Here is a 16846-nt window from a genome sequence, read left to right on the forward strand (position 1 = left end):
GTCAGCCCACCTGCCAAGCCGGGTTGCCGGCCGTGACGGCCTCCAGCGCGTGCCCGAGCACGACCCCCGCCGAGACCAGCGTCGTCACGGCGAGCACGCCGACGACCGCGGCCCACCAGCGTGCCGCGGTGCCTCCGGCGGGCCGCGTCGGGCGCAACGGTCCCCAGACCGTGGCCAGAGTCGAGGCGAGCAGGAGGAACACCGACGTGGTCAGGGCGTCGGAGCCGTGGCCGTGCGTCTGTGCGGCCAGCACCTCCTCGCTCGAGCCCAGGGACTCGACGGCGGTCAGGAGCGTCTTGCCCGCCTCACCGGCGAACACGATCGTCGTCATGGCCAGGACGCCGAGCACGACGACCGGCCAGCGCAGCGCGCGCCGGGTACGGGGGACCCCGATGTAGACCAGGGAGGTCAGCGCGGCCAGCACGGACAGCAGCAGGGCGAGCAGGCCGAGGACGGCATGAGCAGGCACGGAAGGCTCCTCACGCGATGAGACATGATGTCTCATGCAGAATAGACATCATGTCTCAGCAGAGTCAACGGACCGGAAGTGCGGGCTCTCGCGTCATCGACGCCGCGGTCGAGCTGATCCGGGGGCGCGGGCTCACCGTCGGCCTCGACCACATCAGCCTCGAGGAGGCCATCGCGGCGTCGGGGGTGTCACGGGCGACCGCCTACCGGCACTGGCCGACGAAGGCCGACTTCCTCCAGCAGGTCCTCCTGCGTGTGGTGCGCAACGCGGAGCTGGAGCCGGAGTCCGACGCCGACATCGCGGCCATCCGTGACCTGGTGATGGAGCACCGGGACGTCCTGGCGACGCCTGCGGGTCGGCGCACTCTCGTGGTCGAGAGCCTGCGCGTCTCCGCGGAGAGCGACTTCGCCCGGCTGGCCGGCTCGACCGCGTGGCGCGACCACCTGGCGCTCCGGGCCACCTGCTCGAGCCTGCCGCCCGGCGACCTGCGGGACGCCGTCGCCGCGGAGCTCGCCAGCTCCGAGCGGGCCTTCACCGACCGGCGCGCGCGCGTCTACGCCCGGCTGCCCGCCGTGGTGGGCTACCGGCTCGTCCCGTGGCTGGACCCCGCCACCGGGTTCACGCTGATGTCCGAGGCGACAGGGGCGCTGATGAGCGGTCTGGTCGCCCGCGCCGCCATCCTCCCGGCGCGGCCGCCGGTGCTCATGCGGGCGCTCGGATCGACCGCCGAGTCGCCGTGGACCACCGAGTCGTACGCGGTCGTCGCCGCCGTCCTGTCCTACCTCGAGCCGGACCCGGACGTGGTGTGGGACGAGGGCCGGGTGGAGTCCGCCATCGCCGGGTCGTTCGACCTGGAGGACGAGGCTCGGCGCCTGCGCACCCGCTGACCGGCTACTCGTCCCACGCGATCGACGCGATCATGGCTTCCATGTCCCCGTAGTAGCGCGCGTCATCGGTCGGGTGGAGGTAGCCGAACGCGTAGGTGTGGCCGCCGTGGTCGACCAGCCAGTCCGTGAGCCGCGGCACCGCAGCCGGCCCGAACGCGCGGTCCACGCGGACCGCCTCGCCGAACGGCGTGGTCACCAGGGCGGGGTTGATGCTCGTCATGCTCTCCCGGTCAGCGAGCTGGGCCGCGACCGCCGCGCGCGCTCCGCCTGTCTCCTCGACCGTGCCGGTGCACACCCACAACGCCGTGTGCTCGGGTGCGAGCCTGACCATGTACGTGCCCGCGCCGGGCGAGTTCCGGCTGTCCTCCGGGACCGGGGAGGAGAGCGAGAAGCCGGGGCAGTCCGCGAGCGCCAGGTGCAGCGGGTTCGGCAGCTGGGCGGCCCCGTCGGCGGTCAGCGTCTCGGTCTTCCACCGGGCTGGGTTCGTCCCGGGGTCGTCCTGGGCCAGGACTGCGATGACCGCGGCGCCGCTGGCGACGACGAGCGCGCCCGTGACGACGAGGCCGATGGTCGAGCTGCGCACACGTTCCCCCTCGGATCGGGGGAGAGCGTACGGGTCGTCAGGTGCCTGTCGGGGCCTTGTCACCCGTCCGGCCGACCACCAGCCACCTCCCGTCGCCAGGCTTCAACGCGGGGCTCCCCGGCGCGCGTCGACGGGGAACCTTGCCTACGCTCGGACACTCAGCCGAGTTCGGGAGGACTACCCATGATCAAGCGAACCGTGTTCGTCGCCGGTGTCTCTGCGGGGTACCTGTTGGGCACCCCGTCCGGGCGTCGGCAGCTGGAGAAGATCAAGGTCTGGGCCGGGGACGTCTGGCGGGACCCGCGCGTGCAGGGGTACGTCCAGGAGTACGAGGCGCAGGCGACCGCGTTCGCCAAGAAGCAGGGCGCCGCGGTGTGGGAGAAGGCCGTCGACACGGCCAAGGGCGCGGTGTCGTCGTCGACCACCAAGTACCCGACGGACGACGCGTCGCCGACGGTCGTGGAACCGCTGATGGACGCGGACGACGCCAACCCCGGGCAGCGGTGACACCCACCCCGCTGCCGGCCGCTCCCGGTCAGGAGTCGGTCTGGGACTACCCGCGGCCTCCCGCGGTGGAGCCGACGGCCGAGCTGGTCGTCGTGACGCTCGGTGGCGTGCCCGTCGCGTCGACCACCGCGGCCGTGCGGGTGCTCGAGACCAGCCACCCGCCCGTGTACTACCTGCCGCTCGACTCCTTCGAGCCGGGGGTGCTGGAGCCCGCCGCGGGCTCGTCGGTGTGCGAGTTCAAGGGCGTCGCGTCGTACGTGTCCGTGCGCGTCGGGGGACGGCTGCTGCCGCGCGTCGGCTGGACCTACCCGGCGCCGCTGCCGGGCTACGAGGTGCTCGCCGACCGCGTCGCCCTCTACGCCACCGACCTGTCCTGCACGGTCGACGGCGAGGCGGTGGAGCCGCAGCCCGGCGGGTTCTACGGCGGCTGGATCACCTCACGGGTTGTCGGCCCGTTCAAGGGAGCCCCGGGAACGCTCGGCTGGTAGTCGTTGACATGTGACTAATTGGTCACCTATCGTCGTCGGTATGGACGAGGACCTGGTGTTCAAGGCACTTGCGGACGCCACCCGTCGCCACCTGCTCGACCAGCTCTACACGCGTGACGGCCGCACGCTGACGGAGCTGGAGCAGGACCTCGAGATGACCCGGTTCGGCGTCATGAAGCACCTCAAGGTGCTCGAGGAGGCGGGCCTCGTCGTCACGCGCCGATCGGGGCGGGAGAAGCTGCACTTCCTCAACGCCGTCCCGATCCAGCTGATCCACGAGCGGTGGATCGACAAGTACGACGTGCTCGGCGCCGAGCGCCTGCACGCGCTGACCGACCTCAAATCAGCCCTGGAGTCCACCATGTCCACCCAGACCGACACGGCCACCACGACCGTCCTCGTCAACCGCATCTGGATCAAGGCCGACGCCGCCACCGTGTGGAAGGCCATCACCTCGCCGGAGTGGAACGCCCGCTACGGCTACAAGAGCCCCTCGACGTTCGACCTCACGCCCGGCGGCGCGTTCACCACGCTCCCGTCGGCGGACATGGTCGCCTACGGCACCCCCGCCGACCAGCCGATCCTCGACGGCGAGGTGGTCGAGGTCGTGGAGAACTCCCGCCTGGTGCTCACCTGGCGCACCCTGTGGGACGACGAGGCGCGCGCCGAGGGGTTCACGCGGCTCACCTACGAGCTCGAGCCTCGCGGCGAGGGCGTCACGCAGCTGACCCTGGTCCACGACGTGACGGGCGCCCCGCGGACCGCGTCCCTCATCTCCGGCGACCTGCCGCAGTTCGGCGGCGGCTGGCCGCAGATCCTGTCCGACCTCAAGACCCTCCTGGAGACGGGCGCGTCGCTGGAGGCCTGAGGACGTCCTCGGCGGGCCGGTCGCTCAGGCGGCCGGCCCGCCGTCGCGCGGTCGTCCGAGCCGATCGAGTGCGTCCCCGGCGACGGACTCGGGCGTCCCGGTGACCGGGACGTCCACCCCGTCCTCGTCGGAGGCCAGCGGCTCGAGCGTCGCCAGCTGGCTGGCCAGCAGGGTCGCCGGCATGAAGTGGCCGGTGCGCTCAGCCAGCCGTCGGGCCAGCTCGTCAGGCGGGACCACCAGGTGCACGAACCGCACGCCGCCGTCGGCGGTCCGCAGGATGTCGCGGTAGGACCGACGCAGCGACGAGCAGGTCACGACGGTCGGCCCGCCGGCGGACGACATCGCGTCCCGGATCGACCGCAGCCAGGGACCGCGGTCGTCGTCGGTGAGCGCCCGGCCCGCACGCATTGCCTCGACGTTGGCCGGGGGATGCAGGTCGTCGCCCTCGATCAGCGGCCGGCCGAGGCGCTCGGCCAGCAGGAGCGCGGTCGTCGACTTCCCGGTACCGGACACCCCCATGACGACGAGGTGCTCGGGCAGGCTGCTGCTCACGGACGACAGCCTCGCACGGACGGGTTCGTCTCCTCGGGCACCTAAACTCGCCCGATGCCCTCGCTCGTCGTCGACACGACTCCTCTGCGTGTCAGCCCGGCGTTCCGGCGGCTGTGGTGGGGGCTGTCGATCTCCAACCTCGGGGCGCAGCTGACGGTGGTCGCGGTGGGGCTCCAGGTGTACGCGCTCACCGGGTCGACCGCGTCCGTCGGCATCCTCGGGCTGTGCGCGCTGGTGCCGCTGGTGTTCTTCGGGCTGTACGGCGGCGCGATCTCGGACCACTACGACCGCCGCAAGGTCGCCCTGATCGCGTCGGTCGTGGCCTGGGGCGCGACCATCGCGCTCGCCGTTCAGGCGTGGCTCGGCAACTCGCAGGTGTGGGTGCTGTTCGCGCTGGTCGCCGTGCAGTCGGGGGCGTTCGCGGTGAACCAGCCGGCGCGGTCGGCGATCATCCCGCGGCTGCTCGACCCGACGCTGCTGCCCGCCGCGAACGCCCTCCAGACCCTCGGGTTCAGCGTCGCGTTCACCGTCGGCCCGCTGCTCGGCGCGTTCCTGGTGGCCGTGTTCGACTACGGCGTCGCCTACACGCTCGACGCGCTGCTGTTCACGGCCGCGCTGTTCGCGCTGTTCCGGCTGCCGGCGCAGCCGCCGGAGCCCTCGGACACGCGTCGCGAGCACGCCGGGCTGGCGTCGGTCATCGACGGGTTCCGGTACCTGGGCACGCAGAAGAACGTGCGCATGACGTTCGCCGTGGACCTGGTCGCCATGATCACGTCGTCGCCCCGTGTGCTCTTCCCGGCGGTCGGGCTGGTCTACCTCGGCGGGGGCGCGACGACCACGGGGGTCATGGCCGCGTCGGCGGCGGTCGGCGTCGGGCTGGCGGGGCTGTTCTCCGGCGGGCTGACCCGGATCCGCTGGCAGGGCCGGATCATCGCGGTCGCCATCACGGTCTGGGGCCTCGCGATCGCCGGGTTCGGCCTGGTCCTCGTCCTGGCCGGCAGGGCGCACCCGGACCAGGTGCTCTGGCTGGCGCTCGCGATCGCGGTGCTCATGCTCGTGGTCGCGGGGGCGGCCGACGCGATCAGCTCGGTGTTCCGGCAGACCATCCTGCAGACCGCGACGCCCGACGACATGCGCGGCCGGCTCCAGGGCGTGTTCATCGTCGTCGTCGCGGGCGGACCCCGGCTGGGCGAGGCGCTGCTCGGCGGGGCGGCGTCGAAGATCGGCGAGGGGTGGGCTGCGGTCGTCGGCGGACTGCTCTGCGTGCTGCTCCTGTGGGTGCTGGTGCGGACGCAGCGCTCGTTCTGGGACTACGACGCCAGACACCCGGTCCCCTGACGGCCCCCCGTCACAGCCCCCGCACGTTCCGGAGGTTCGACCGGGCCATCGCCATGACCTCGCCCAGCCCGCCGCCGAGCACCTCCTTGCTCATGGCCGCGGTGAACCCCGACACCTGCGCGCGCGTGATCTTCGGCGGCAGGGACAGCGCCCGCGGGTCGGTGACCAGGTCGATCAGCGCCGGACCGTCGTGCGAGAACGCCTCGCGCAGGGCGGCCCGGATCTGCGTCGGCTTCTCGACGCGCACCGACGGGATGCCGATCGCCGACCCGATGGCCGCGTAGTCGATCGGCGGGCTGTCCGTGGCGTACGAGGGCAGGCCGTCGACGAGCATCTCGAGCCGGACCATGCCGAGCGTGGCGTTGTCGAACAGGACGATCTTCACCGGCAGGTCCAGAGCCTTCACCGTGATCAGCTCGCCCAGGAGCATCGACAGGCCGCCGTCGCCCGCCATCGCGACCACGTGCCGACCGCCTCCGGACATAGCCGCGCCGATCGCGTGCGGGACGGCGTTCGCCATCGACCCGTGCAGGAACGACCCGATCACGCGCCGGCGACCGTTGGGCGTGATGTACCGGGCCGCCCAGACGTTGCACATGCCGGTGTCGACCGTGAACACGGCGTCCTCGGGCGCCTCCTCGTCCAGCACCACGGCCGCGAACTCCGGGTGGATCGGCTCGGTGTGCTCGACGTCCTTGGTGTACGCGCCGATCACCCCGCTCATGGCGCGCTCGTGCTTCTTGAGCATCTGGTCGAGGAACCGGTGGCTCCGCTTGGGCTTGACCAGGGCGAGCAGCGCCGTGGCGGTCTCGCCGACGTCACCGAGGACGACCAGGTCGTTGCGGGTCCGGCGGCCCAGCCGGGTCGGCTCGACGTCCACCTGCGCGGTGCGCACCCCGGACGGCAGGAACTGGTCGTACGGGAAGTCGGTGCCCAGCAGGAGCAGCAGGTCGGCGCCCTCCATCGCGGACTGGCACGCGCCGTACCCGAGCAGCCCGGACATGCCGACGTCGAACGGGTTGTCGACCTGGATGACCTCCTTGCCGCGCAGGCTGTGACCGACCGGCGCGTTGAGCGCCCGCGCCAGGGCCAGCACCTCGGTGCGCGAGCCGCGCACACCCGCCCCGGCGAAGATCGTCACCTTCCCCGCGGCGTCGATCGCCTCGGCGAGCGCACGCACGGCGCCGTCGTCGGGAACCACCCGGGGGGCCGGCGGGGGAGTGAGCACGTCGATGCCCGCCTCGGGCGCGTCGAGGTCCGCGATGTCGCCGGGCAGGGTCAGCACCGCGACGCCGGGGGCGCCGTACGCGTGGTGGATGGCCGAGCGGATGACCCGCGGCGCCTGCGCGGCCGTCGAGATCATCTCGGAGTACACCGAGCACTCCAGGAACAGCCGGTCCGGGTGGGTCTCCTGGAAGAACTGGGTGCCGATCTGCGCGCTCGGGATGTGCGACGCGATGGCGAGGACCGGGACGCGGGACCGGTTGGCGTCGTACAGGCCGTTGATCAGGTGCAGGTTGCCCGGCCCGCACGACCCGGCGCAGACGGCCAGCCGTCCCGTGAGCTCGGCCTCCGCGGCAGCGGCGAACGCCCCGGCCTCCTCGTGCCGCACGTGCACCCACGCGATGTCGACCCCGTCCTCGCGCGCCCGTCGCACGGCGTCGACCACCGGGTTCAGGCTGTCGCCGACGATCCCGTAGATGTGCCGCGCACCGGCGGCGACGAGCTGGGCGACGAGCAGGTCCGCGATCGATCGACGACGTGCCACGGGTGACCTCCGGGGTGCTGGGCGGTCCCCCCATGGTCAGCCCGAGCCGCCGACCTCGCACGGCCGGGCGTGGCGTCAGTCGAGGGCGGTGACGTACCTGGTGGCGGTGTCGAGGGCGGTCGCGACCGCCTGGCCGGGGGTGTCGCCGACCACCTGCACGCGGATGACGAGGCTGTCGCGCGCGGCCCACAGGAGCGCGGTGGCGTAGGGGTCGGCGGCGGCGCTGCCGTCGTCCTGGAACGACGCCTCGTCGCGCGAGAGCGCCCACGCCGTCCAGCCGGGCAGGTCCACCTCGCCCACGGCGGCCTCGGAGACGACGGTCCGCGGCATGTAGGTGCCGTCGGCGTTGTCCACCCGGGGCGTCTCCTTGTCGGCGGCCCAGCCGTCGAGGTCGGCGGCCTCCGTCGCGACGGCGGTCTGCGCCGCGTCCTCGTCGCGCATCTCGTAGACCTCGATCGCCCGGCTCGCGCCGCCGGCGAAAGGCAGCGTGACCGGGTCACCCACGGCGAAGGCGTGGCCTGCGAGGGACGCGGCCCGCAGGTCGCCGAGCGTCGGCTTGCCGCACTGGGGCAGGGTCGGGCTGGCGGCGGCCTCCTCGTCCTGCGTGGCGGCGACCTCGGCGGCGAGCCGGTCGAGGTACGCCTGCGCCTCGGGGGAGCCCGGCTCGTACTCGTCGCACCGCTGCACGTTCGCGGTGGGCAGGAGCGTCTCGGTGAGCGCGGCCGTCGCCTCCTCGAACGTCAGAGGTGCGCGCGTCGGGGTCGACGAGGCCGACGGTGACGCTGCCGGGTCGCTGCCGCCGCCCGCGGAGCACCCGGCGAGGACGACGATCGCGAGGGCTGCGGCGGCACGGCGGGCGGGATGCATCCGCCCATCCTCACCTACCCGCGGGTGCGCCCACGTCGCCCTGTCCGTCGAGGGCCGCGAGCGCCGCGTGCAGGTTGGCCGTGACCGCCGCGCGGTGCGGCTCCACCCAGTCGCCCTCGAACCTGCGCGGCGTGATCTCGATCATCATCACCAGGCAGAGCCGCATCCGGTACAGGTCCAGACGGGTCCGGGCGGACGGGCTGTCGACGTCGAGCTGACCGTAGCCCGAGAGGATCGCGGGCGTCCCGGGCTCGCGGCCCATGGGGTCGATGCCGACCAGGTCGGCCAGCGGGTCCCCCCAGAACGCGCGCTCCGGGTCGATCACCCCGACGACCGCGCCGGTGCCCGGGTCGACGAACACGTTCCCGGCCCAGAGGTCGGTGTGCACGAGCGAGGGGCGGACGACGTCGTCGAGCACGTGCCGGTGCCTCGCGAGGGCCGCGCGGACCTGGTCGGCGGGCACGGGCACCGACCACCGTGCGGCGTCGTCGAGCAGCTCGTCGACCATCCCGCCGAACGACGACGCCCACGACGACTCCCGCCGACCGCAGGGGTAGCCGTAGGCCGGCCCGTCGAGCGCGTGCAGCGCCGCCAGCACCGCGCCGGTCTCCCGCTCCGCGCGCACGGTCCGGGGGTCCGACGACGCCGGCCCGAAGCCCGCGTCGACCCACGGCACGCCCGGCAGGTGGCTGACCACGAGCGCGTCGCTCGGCAGCAGGGTCCGGGAGAAGTCGGTGCGCAGCACCTGCGGCATGAGCAGCGCGGGCCGCTGCGCGGCGAGACCGTAGACGAGCGCCTCGGCGCGCAGCAGGTCGTGCTCGTAGGTGAGCAGCCCGTCCGTGCCGACGGGCGCGGTCTTCACCACCACGCGCTCGCCGTGAGCCAGGGTCACGCGGTACGTCGTCGCGAACTGCCCGCCCGTGAGCAGCTCGGCGTCTGCGAGCCGTCCGATCGGGGCGACGAGCGAGGTCAGGGCGTCGATCACGCGTCGAGGGTACCGACCGAGCGCGACGGTTCGACGGACTCCGCGACCTCGCACGCCGCCACGGCCGCGCCGCCGGTCGCGGACGGCGACCCGGCCTCCACCGAGTCGTGCACGTGGTCGCCGGCGTCGCCGCGCAGGGTCCGCAGCGCGGCCAGCGTCGCGACGACGGCCGCCCCGGCGGAGACGACGACCACGAGGAACCCGGCGTGCGACCCGTTCACGTCGATCTGCGCCCCGGCCACGGACGACCCGATGGACACCCCGACGCCGAGCGACGTGCCCACCCAGGTCAACCCCTCCGTCAGGCGCTCCCGCGGCACCAGGTCCTGCACCAGCCCGTTGCCGTTGATGAGCGTCGGCGCGATCGCGAACCCGGTGACGAACATGACGGCGGCGAGCGCCACGAGGGACTGCACGAGGAAGAAGAAGCAGACGCCGATCGCCAGCGCGACCATCCCCGTGGCGAACCGCAGGTACAGGGGCCGCTTCCACACGCGCGTGCCGTAGAGCAGCCCGGAGATGAGCGACCCGAGCGCGAAGACCGCCAGGATGACCCCCGCGGTCCCCTTGGAGCCGGACTCCTCCGCGAACGCGACCGTGGCCACGTCGGTGGCACCGAAGATCGAGCCCATCGCGACGAAGACGATCGCCAGCACGACCATGCCGGGGCGGCGCAGCACCGACCCCTTCGGGCGCGGGCTGCCGACCGGGGCGGGCGGCGGCTCGGTGCTGCGCAGGGAGAGGAACCAGTAGCCGCCCACGAGCATCGCGACCAGCGGGACGACCAGCCCGGCCGACGGGGCCACGCTGGTGGCGAGCACGGTGGCCAGCACGGGTCCGACGATGAAGACGAGCTCGTCCAGCGCCGACTCCAGCGAGTACGCGGTGTGCATCCGGTGCGGGTCCGCCCCGAGCACGCGGGCCCACCGCGCCCGGACCAGCGACCCGAACGAGCCGATCCCCGCGCCGGTGACCACCGCGGCCGCGTACAGCCACGCCTCGTGCGCCTCCTGCGACGCGGCGACGACGACGCCGACCAGCCCGACCGCCGCGAGGGCCACGGCGGGCCGCATCACCCGCGACTGCCCGTGCCGGTCCACCAGCCGGGCCAGCTGCGGCGAGCAGATCGCCTGGGCGATGACGTAGACGGCGGACACCCGACCGGCCAGGCCGTACGAGCCGTAGAGGGTGGACACCATGAGCACGATGCCGATGCCGACCATCGACATGGGCAGCCGGGCGAGCACACCCGCTCCGGAGAACGCGAGGGCCCCGGGACGCGTCAGCACGTCGCGGTACGGCTGGAGCATGCAGTCAGTGTGTCATCAGGTCTATCGCGCGAGCGCGCGGTGCCCCACCATTCATGGCATGACGGACGTGCAGGTCAGCGACGCCCCCGACGAGCACCGGTTCGAGGCCCGCAGCCCCGACGGTGAGCTCCTGGGGTTCTCGGTGTACGACACCATCGGCACCACGGTGGTGTTCACGCACACCGAGGTGGACCCGGCGTTCGAGGGTCAGGGCATCGCGTCGGTCCTGGTGCAGGGCGCGCTGGACGCGGTCCGGGCCAGCGGTCGCGACGTCGTGGCGTTCTGCCCGTACGTCAAGGCGTGGCTCGGCCGGCACCCGGACTACCAGGACCTGGTGCGCGCGCCCCAGGGCTGACGCGCTACGCCCCGAGCGCCGCCGACACCACGTCCTTCGCCTCCGCCTGCACCTGCGCCAGGTGCTCGGCGGACACGAACGACTCGGCGTAGATCTTGTAGACGTCCTCGGTGCCGGACGGCCGGGCGGCGAACCAGGCGTTCTGGGTCGTCACCTTGAGGCCGCCGATCGACGCGCCGTTGCCGGGCGCCTCGGTCAGCCGCGCGGTGATCGCCTCGCCGGCCAGCGTGGTCGCGGTGACCTGGTCGGGGGTGAGCTTCGACAGCGTCGCCTTCTGGTCGCGGGACGCGGCGGCGTCGACCCGGGCGTACCAGGACTCGCCGAACTCCGCGACCAGCTCCTGGTGGTGCACCGAGGGTGACTTCCCGGTGGTCGCCAGGATCTCCGAGGCCAGCAGCGCCGGCAGGATGCCGTCCTTGTCGGTGGTCCACACGGTGCCGTCCTTGCGCAGGAACGACGCCCCCGCGGACTCCTCGCCGCCGAACCCGACCGACCCGTCCACCAGCCCGGGCACGAACCACTTGAACCCGACGGGCACCTCGAGGAGGCGCCGACCGAGCTTGGCCGCGACCCGGTCGATCAGGCTCGACGACACGAGGGTCTTGCCGATGGCCGTGCCGTCGCCCCAGCCCTGGCGGGCACCGCCGTAGAGGTAGGAGATGGCGACCGCGAGGTAGTGGTTCGGGTTCATCAGCCCGTCGGACGTGACGATGCCGTGCCGGTCGGAGTCGGTGTCGTTCCCGGTGGCGATGTCGAACGGGGCCGGGTCGCCCGACATGCGGCCGACCAGCGACGCCATCGCGTACGGCGACGAGCAGTCCATCCGGATCTTGCCGTCCCAGTCGAGCGTCATGAAGCCGAACTGCGGGTCGACCGACGGGTTCACCACGGTGAGGTCGAGCCCGTAGTACTCGCCGATCTCACCCCAGTACTCGACGGAGGCGCCGCCGAGGGGGTCCGCGCCGATCCGGACGCCCGCCGCGCGGATGGCGTCGATGTCGATGACGTTGGCCAGGTCCGCCACGTAGGACGACAGGTAGTCGTGCTTGAGGGTGGTGTCGGCCGCCAGCGCGGCCTCGGCGCTGATCCGCGGGACGCTGCGCCAGCCGGACGCGAGGATCGCGTTGGCACGGTCGGCGATCCACCCGGTGGCGTCGGACCCCGCGGGCCCGCCGTGCGGCGGGTTGTACTTGAAGCCGCCGTCGCGCGGGGGGTTGTGCGACGGGGTCACGACGATGCCGTCCGCCAGGCCGGGCCCGACCGTGCGGACGCCCTCGGAGGTGCCGGCGCCGTTGTGCCGCAGGATCGCGTGCGAGACGCCCGGGGTGGGCGTCCACGAGTCGCGGGCGTCGACGTGGACCTCGACGCCGGCTGCACCGAGGACCTCGAGCGCGGAGCGCCAGGCGGGGTCGGACAGGGCGTGCGTGTCGCGGCCGATGAACAGGGGACCGTCGGTGCCCTGGTCGCGGCGGTACTCGACGATCGCCGCCGTGATCGCGACGATGTGCGCCTCGTTGAACGCCGTGTCGAGGGCGGAGCCCCGGTGCCCGCTGGTGCCGAACACCACCCTCTGCGCGGGATCGTCGAGGTCGGGCTCGCGGTCGTAGTACGCACCCGCGAGGGCGTCCAGATCGACGAGGTCGGACGGCTGGGCGGGTGTTCCGGCGCGCGGGTCCATGCCCCTGATCCTCCCCTACGCCCACGGGTCCCGCACACCCCGGCCTGCCCCGACCGGTAACCTTTGCGCCATGGCCAAGAACTCGTCCGACTTCGTGCTGCGCCCGTTCGAGGGGCTCCCCGGTGAGCCCGACTGGGTGGCGCTCAAGGAGCTCGTCCCGGCGGCGACCGCGACCGCGCGCACCACCAAGGAGCACGGCTCCCACGACGTGCTGGTCACCACGGTGCTCCCGACCAGCTGGCCCGCGCTGCACCGCTCCGACGGCGTGATCCTGCTGGCGCTCCAGACCACCAGCAGCTCCAACGACGTCAGCCGCGACCTGGCGCACGCGCTGCTCGAGGCCATCGAGGTCGAGGCCGGCACCGCCGTCGAGACCATCGGGCTGCCCGAGCCGGGACCGCGCCTCCAGGACGTGCTGGACCTGAGCGTGCCGTTCGAGGTCACCGTCCAGGACTCGTTCGCCTACTGGCTGGCCCCCGACACCGAGCGGACCCCGGACCTCCAGGCCGCGATCGAGGAGGCCGACGCCGGCATCATCGACACGGTCAAGGTGCCCGGGGCCGAGGCCGCGTACTGGTGCCGGATGGGCGCCCGCGAGTTCCTGCGCTGGGCCCAGCCGCACGAGGAGCAGGTGGTGCTCGACGCCCTGGCCCGTCTGCACGCCAAGCGCGCGTCCGGCTTCGAGGGTGCCAAGTTCGTCGGCTACTTCCGCTCCGCCGGCCTGGTCGTCCCCGTGTGGGAGCTGGCCAAGGGTTCGGAGGCCGACGACATCGAGAAGCCCCTCGCCGAGTTCCGTCCGGCGTTCGAGGCAGCGCTTGCCGACACCACGCCGTTGGACGCCAACGAGCGCCGCGCGCGCGCCGGGCTGGTGGCCCGTCAGGTCACCCTGCGCTGACGGGCGCGAGCCGCTCGCATAGATAGGGTGGCGGACGTGACGCGCACGGGCGGCAAGGCCGCCGACGACCAGGCGACGACGGCTCCTGCGACCCCAGCCGTCGACGGGGTGGTCGACGCGACGCCGAGCACGGCTCCGGCCTCGCCTGCGGCAGCGCGCAAGGCGGCTGTCGACGAGCGCAAGGCGGCCGCCCACAAGGCCCGCCAGCGCGTGGCCGTGATCATCCCCGCCAAGGACGAGTCCCGGCGCATCGCGGCGACGGTGCGCTCGGCGCGTGCCATCCCGCACGTGGACCTGGTGCTCGTGGTCGACGACGGGTCCGAGGACGACACCCAGCACGTGGCCCGCGAGGCCGGCGCGGTGGTGGTGCGGCACTCGCACAACCGTGGGAAGGCCGCGGCCATGGAGACCGGCGCCGCCGTCGTCGCCATGCGGGACGCGCCCGACCGCCAGCCCCGCATCCTGCTGTTCATCGACGGCGACCTGGGCGAGAGCGCGGTCAACACCGCGCCGCTGGTGCCCCCGGTGTTCGAGGGGCACGCGGACCTCTCCATCGCGCTGATCCCGCCGCAGCCGGGTGCCGGCGGCCGCGGGATCGTCGTCGGTGCGGCACGTCGCGCGATCGTCTCGATGACCGGTTGGACCCCGACCCAGCCGCTGTCCGGCATGCGCTGCCTGACCCGCGCCGCGTTCGAGGCGGCCACCCCGCTGGCTCACGGGTGGGGGGTGGAGACCGGCATGACCATCGACCTGCTGCGCCGGGGGTTCCGCGTCGTCGAGGTCCCCTGCGACCTGCGGCACCGACCGTCCGGCACCGACCTGCGGGGTCAGCTCCACCGTGCCGCGCAGTACCGCGACGTGCAGCTGGCGGTCAACGCGCGCCGCGTGCGCCGCGCCGCCGGGGCCGTGAAGCGCACCGTGACCCCCGCGCAGAAGCCGCCGCAGACGCACCGCTAGTCCGCGCGCGCAGGTTCCTTCGCCGACTCGACGGCGGGCAGCTCCCCGTCCGGTTCTCCCAGCCGCCACTGCGCGGCCGCGGCGACCAGGCACGGCACGGCGACCGCGATCCCCGTGGCCGGGACGACGATGCCGGAGTCGTTCATGAGGAAGCCGACCGTCAGGGCTGCGGCGATCGCCGCGAACGCGGGCCGGAGCAGGGGGACCGCGCGGGTCAGCCCGGCCAGGGGGCTGCCGGTGCCCATCAGCTCGCCGCGCCGCGGCCGGCCGCCGACCACGACGAGCCAGGTGAGCGCGATGCCGCCGATGGCGGTCACCAGGTAGCGCCAGGACGTCAGCACCCGCAGGTTCACGGCGATCTTGCGGCCGACCACGTCCCAGAGGCCCCCGTCGAGCACGGTGGCGAAGAACCGGCCGAGGTGCGTGCGGTCGGCCGGCGGCCGCATCCAGTCGAGCACCGCGAACCCGCCGACCACGACGACGCCGACCAGGGCGATCAGCCCGATCCACTTCCAGCTGACCTTGCGCCCGCTCACCACGATGGTCAGCATCGCGAACGCGAGGATCAGGGCGGGCGGGCCGCCGAAGTCGCTGCCCAGACCCGGGGCGCCGTCGACGACCACGAGCAGCAGGCCGAGCCCGGCGACGACGGCGGTCGCGAGCCCCCGCCGACCGCGCCGCAACAGAGGGTCCGCGAGGGCGACGGCGAGCAGCAGGCCGGCGGCCGTCAGCAGCGCGAACGCCTGGTTGCTCATCCCGTAGAACCGCGCGGCCAGGATCCGGTGGGCTCCCATGGGGGAGTCGATCACGAGCGTCGAGCCCGTGCAGGCGTCCACGACGAGCACCGCGACCGTCACCCCCGCCACCAGCCCCGCCGGACCGAGCAGGTTGCGCCGCCACGGACCCACCAGGGCGACGACGGTGATGACGGCGATCCAGCCGAGCAGCACCCACCAGAACGTGGTGACCGGCATGTCCGAGCGCCACCAGGGGACCGTGTTGGTGAGGAACGAGGCCACCGGCGCGGCGGCGAGGGCCAGCGCGCTCACCTTCAGCACGCGCAGGGCGGGGCGCAGCGGCGGCCGGTCGGATCGGCCGGTGCGGGTGAGGATGATGGCGGCGGCGATGAACAGGACCGCCTGGATGAGCACCAGCCGCGTCGAGTACGCACCGCTCACCCGCGTGACCATGGTGGCGTGGCGCTGCACGTCCAGGAGGTGCGCGACGCGGGCGGTCGCGGCCGAGGTCGGGGGGCCGGGCAGGATCTCGGCGCCGCTCAGGGCCGCCGCGCTGTTGTCCAGCCCGATCCCGTCCAGCAGGGTCGGTGTCACGTCGACGGTCTGGATCACGCCCGCCTGCCGGGTGGAGCCGGAGGTCAGCAGGGTGTCGGCGTACTGCTCGCCGTTCGGCGCGAGCCCGGTGGCGGCGGCCAGCTGGAGCGCGGTGCGCCCGGAGTCGGCGAGCGAGACCACCAGCACGGTCGCGCCGGAGCGCTGGGCGCCGGCGACCGCGGCACCGATCCGCGCGTCGATGTCCTGCGCCTGGAGCGCCCGCGAGGGCTCGGTGATCGCGTCGGGCGTCGACACCTCGGGGGGCGACGGCTCCTCGAGCACGTCGCCGGGCGCGGTCTCGGTGGGCTGCGGCGTGCTCGGTCGCGCGGCCGTCGCATACCCGGGGTCGCGCAGCGAGCCGGCGTCGACGACCACCAGCTGCGAGGCGTCGAGCGCATCGCGCACCGCCCGGGTGATCCCGAGGCTGCTCGTCGGGAGGCCCTGGTGGGTGCCGACGGGGATCCCGTCCGTGTCGGCCAGCGCGATCGCCGCGCCGGGTCCGATCCCGGTGACCGCCGAGCCGGCGTCGGCCAGCATGTCGCCGAACAGGCCGGGCGTGGCCCCGTACGACTCGGCGTCGGCCGCGGCCACGTAGTCGTCCCAGCCGGGCACCTCACCGCTCTCGCCAGGGTCGCGCAGGGTGCGGCACGTGCCGTCGTCGGCCCGCACGTCTGCGGCGCGGGTTCCGGTGGAGACCGCCAGCCAGCCGTCGGCGGGGCAGGACCGGGACGCGACGCTCCGGGCGGCGACCAGGCCGATCGCGCCCTCGCGGGACAGGCTCCACAGCGCGGGGGTGGTGAGCGTGGTGACGTCGTCCCAGCGCACGCCGGTGACGCCGACCAGGAGCACCGGAGGGACTTCTGCCGCCTGCGCAGGGGTCGCCAGGAGGATGCCCGCCAGGCTCAGCACCAGGGAGAGCACCACGCCGCGGAGCCGGGACGCGCGCGGGTGGGCAGGGGTCAGCACCGTTCCAGGGTACGGGCGCACTACCCTCGACCCCGGCGGCGC

At 73.6% G+C, this 16846-nt stretch carries 17 protein-coding genes; 8 read left to right on the forward strand and 9 right to left on the reverse strand.

From position 1 onward, the window contains the following. Nucleotide 1: 1 nt before the first annotated feature. Nucleotides 2-469 carry a hypothetical protein gene (locus ACO06A_RS10025; protein WP_421735863.1) on the reverse strand — a complete coding sequence of 156 codons (468 nt, stop codon included), beginning with the start codon at nt 467-469 and terminating at the stop codon, nt 2-4. A gap of 50 nt (nt 470-519) precedes the next feature. On the opposite strand from ACO06A_RS10025, the gene ACO06A_RS10030 reads away from it, so the two are divergent. Then, nucleotides 520-1356 carry a TetR/AcrR family transcriptional regulator gene (locus ACO06A_RS10030; RefSeq protein ID WP_421735864.1) on the forward strand — a complete coding sequence of 279 codons (837 nt, stop codon included), beginning with the start codon at nt 520-522 and terminating at the stop codon, nt 1354-1356. A gap of 4 nt (nt 1357-1360) precedes the next feature. Here ACO06A_RS10030 and ACO06A_RS10035 read toward each other — a convergent pair whose 3' ends face one another. Then, nucleotides 1361-1939 (reverse strand): hypothetical protein, encoded by a 579-nt coding sequence (locus tag ACO06A_RS10035; protein ID WP_421735865.1) that lies wholly within the window; start codon nt 1937-1939, stop codon nt 1361-1363. A gap of 183 nt (nt 1940-2122) precedes the next feature. Between ACO06A_RS10035 and ACO06A_RS10040 the strand changes: the two genes are divergently transcribed. The 3 genes from ACO06A_RS10040 to ACO06A_RS10050 are packed head-to-tail and all read left to right on the forward strand — an operon-like array spanning nt 2123 to nt 3802. Continuing rightward, a complete protein-coding gene (locus ACO06A_RS10040; protein WP_421735866.1) occupies nt 2123-2446 on the forward strand; it encodes a YtxH domain-containing protein in 324 nt (107 codons plus the stop codon). Next, nucleotides 2443-2934, forward strand: a complete 492-nt coding sequence (locus ACO06A_RS10045) for a DUF427 domain-containing protein (RefSeq protein ID WP_421735867.1) — start codon at nt 2443-2445, stop codon at nt 2932-2934. Before ACO06A_RS10040 ends, ACO06A_RS10045 begins: the two co-directional genes overlap by 4 nt. Before the next feature lie 40 nt (nt 2935-2974). Continuing rightward, the gene (locus ACO06A_RS10050; RefSeq protein WP_421735868.1) at nt 2975-3802 is read left to right on the forward strand and encodes an ArsR/SmtB family transcription factor; all 828 of its coding nucleotides are present in this window, start codon (nt 2975-2977) and stop codon (nt 3800-3802) included. A 24-nt stretch (nt 3803-3826) separates the two neighbouring features. Here the strand turns inward: ACO06A_RS10050 and ACO06A_RS10055 are convergent, their stop codons facing one another. Then, complete coding sequence (locus tag ACO06A_RS10055) at nt 3827-4354, reverse strand: gluconokinase (RefSeq protein WP_421735869.1); 528 nt, start codon at nt 4352-4354, stop codon at nt 3827-3829. A gap of 54 nt (nt 4355-4408) precedes the next feature. On the opposite strand from ACO06A_RS10055, the gene ACO06A_RS10060 reads away from it, so the two are divergent. Then, nucleotides 4409-5692 (forward strand): MFS transporter, encoded by a 1284-nt coding sequence (locus tag ACO06A_RS10060; RefSeq protein WP_421735870.1) that lies wholly within the window; start codon nt 4409-4411, stop codon nt 5690-5692. Nucleotides 5693-5702: 10 nt separating this feature from the next. Here ACO06A_RS10060 and ACO06A_RS10065 read toward each other — a convergent pair whose 3' ends face one another. From ACO06A_RS10065 to ACO06A_RS10080, 4 genes are all read right to left on the reverse strand, one after another. Next, on the reverse strand, nt 5703-7460 hold the full coding sequence (locus tag ACO06A_RS10065) for a pyruvate dehydrogenase (RefSeq protein ID WP_421735871.1): 1758 nt from the start codon (nt 7458-7460) through the stop codon (nt 5703-5705). Between the two features lie 75 nt (nt 7461-7535). After that, a complete protein-coding gene (locus ACO06A_RS10070; RefSeq protein ID WP_421735872.1) occupies nt 7536-8327 on the reverse strand; it encodes a hypothetical protein in 792 nt (263 codons plus the stop codon). A gap of 10 nt (nt 8328-8337) precedes the next feature. Then, the gene (locus ACO06A_RS10075; RefSeq protein WP_421735873.1) at nt 8338-9312 is read right to left on the reverse strand and encodes a phosphotransferase family protein; all 975 of its coding nucleotides are present in this window, start codon (nt 9310-9312) and stop codon (nt 8338-8340) included. Next, nucleotides 9309-10622, reverse strand: coding sequence for an MFS transporter (locus ACO06A_RS10080; RefSeq protein WP_421735874.1), 1314 nt, complete (start codon nt 10620-10622; stop codon nt 9309-9311). Before ACO06A_RS10080 ends, ACO06A_RS10075 begins: the two co-directional genes overlap by 4 nt. A 58-nt stretch (nt 10623-10680) precedes the next feature. On the opposite strand from ACO06A_RS10080, the gene ACO06A_RS10085 reads away from it, so the two are divergent. Further along, nucleotides 10681-10977 (forward strand): GNAT family N-acetyltransferase, encoded by a 297-nt coding sequence (locus ACO06A_RS10085; RefSeq protein WP_421735875.1) that lies wholly within the window; start codon nt 10681-10683, stop codon nt 10975-10977. Between the two features lie 4 nt (nt 10978-10981). Here the strand turns inward: ACO06A_RS10085 and pgm are convergent, their stop codons facing one another. Beyond that, the gene (pgm, locus tag ACO06A_RS10090) at nt 10982-12655 is read right to left on the reverse strand and encodes a phosphoglucomutase (alpha-D-glucose-1,6-bisphosphate-dependent) (protein WP_421735876.1); all 1674 of its coding nucleotides are present in this window, start codon (nt 12653-12655) and stop codon (nt 10982-10984) included. Nucleotides 12656-12725: 70 nt separating this feature from the next. Here pgm and ACO06A_RS10095 point away from each other — a divergent pair, with 70 nt between their 5' ends. Both ACO06A_RS10095 and ACO06A_RS10100 read left to right on the forward strand, forming a co-directional pair. Continuing rightward, on the forward strand, nt 12726-13550 hold the full coding sequence (locus ACO06A_RS10095; protein WP_421735877.1) for a DUF5926 family protein: 825 nt from the start codon (nt 12726-12728) through the stop codon (nt 13548-13550). A gap of 210 nt (nt 13551-13760) precedes the next feature. Then, entirely contained in the window at nt 13761-14507 is a 747-nt protein-coding gene (locus ACO06A_RS10100) for a glycosyltransferase family 2 protein (RefSeq protein ID WP_421736046.1), read from the forward strand. On the opposite strand, the gene ACO06A_RS10105 is transcribed toward ACO06A_RS10100, so the two are convergent. Next, on the reverse strand, nt 14504-16804 hold the full coding sequence (locus ACO06A_RS10105; RefSeq protein WP_421735878.1) for a hypothetical protein: 2301 nt from the start codon (nt 16802-16804) through the stop codon (nt 14504-14506). The genes ACO06A_RS10100 and ACO06A_RS10105 overlap by 4 nt on opposite strands. Nucleotides 16805-16846 lie beyond the last annotated feature (42 nt).

The organism is Cellulomonas sp., assembly GCF_965229465.1.
Taxonomy (GTDB): Bacteria; Actinomycetota; Actinomycetes; order Actinomycetales; family Cellulomonadaceae; genus Cellulomonas.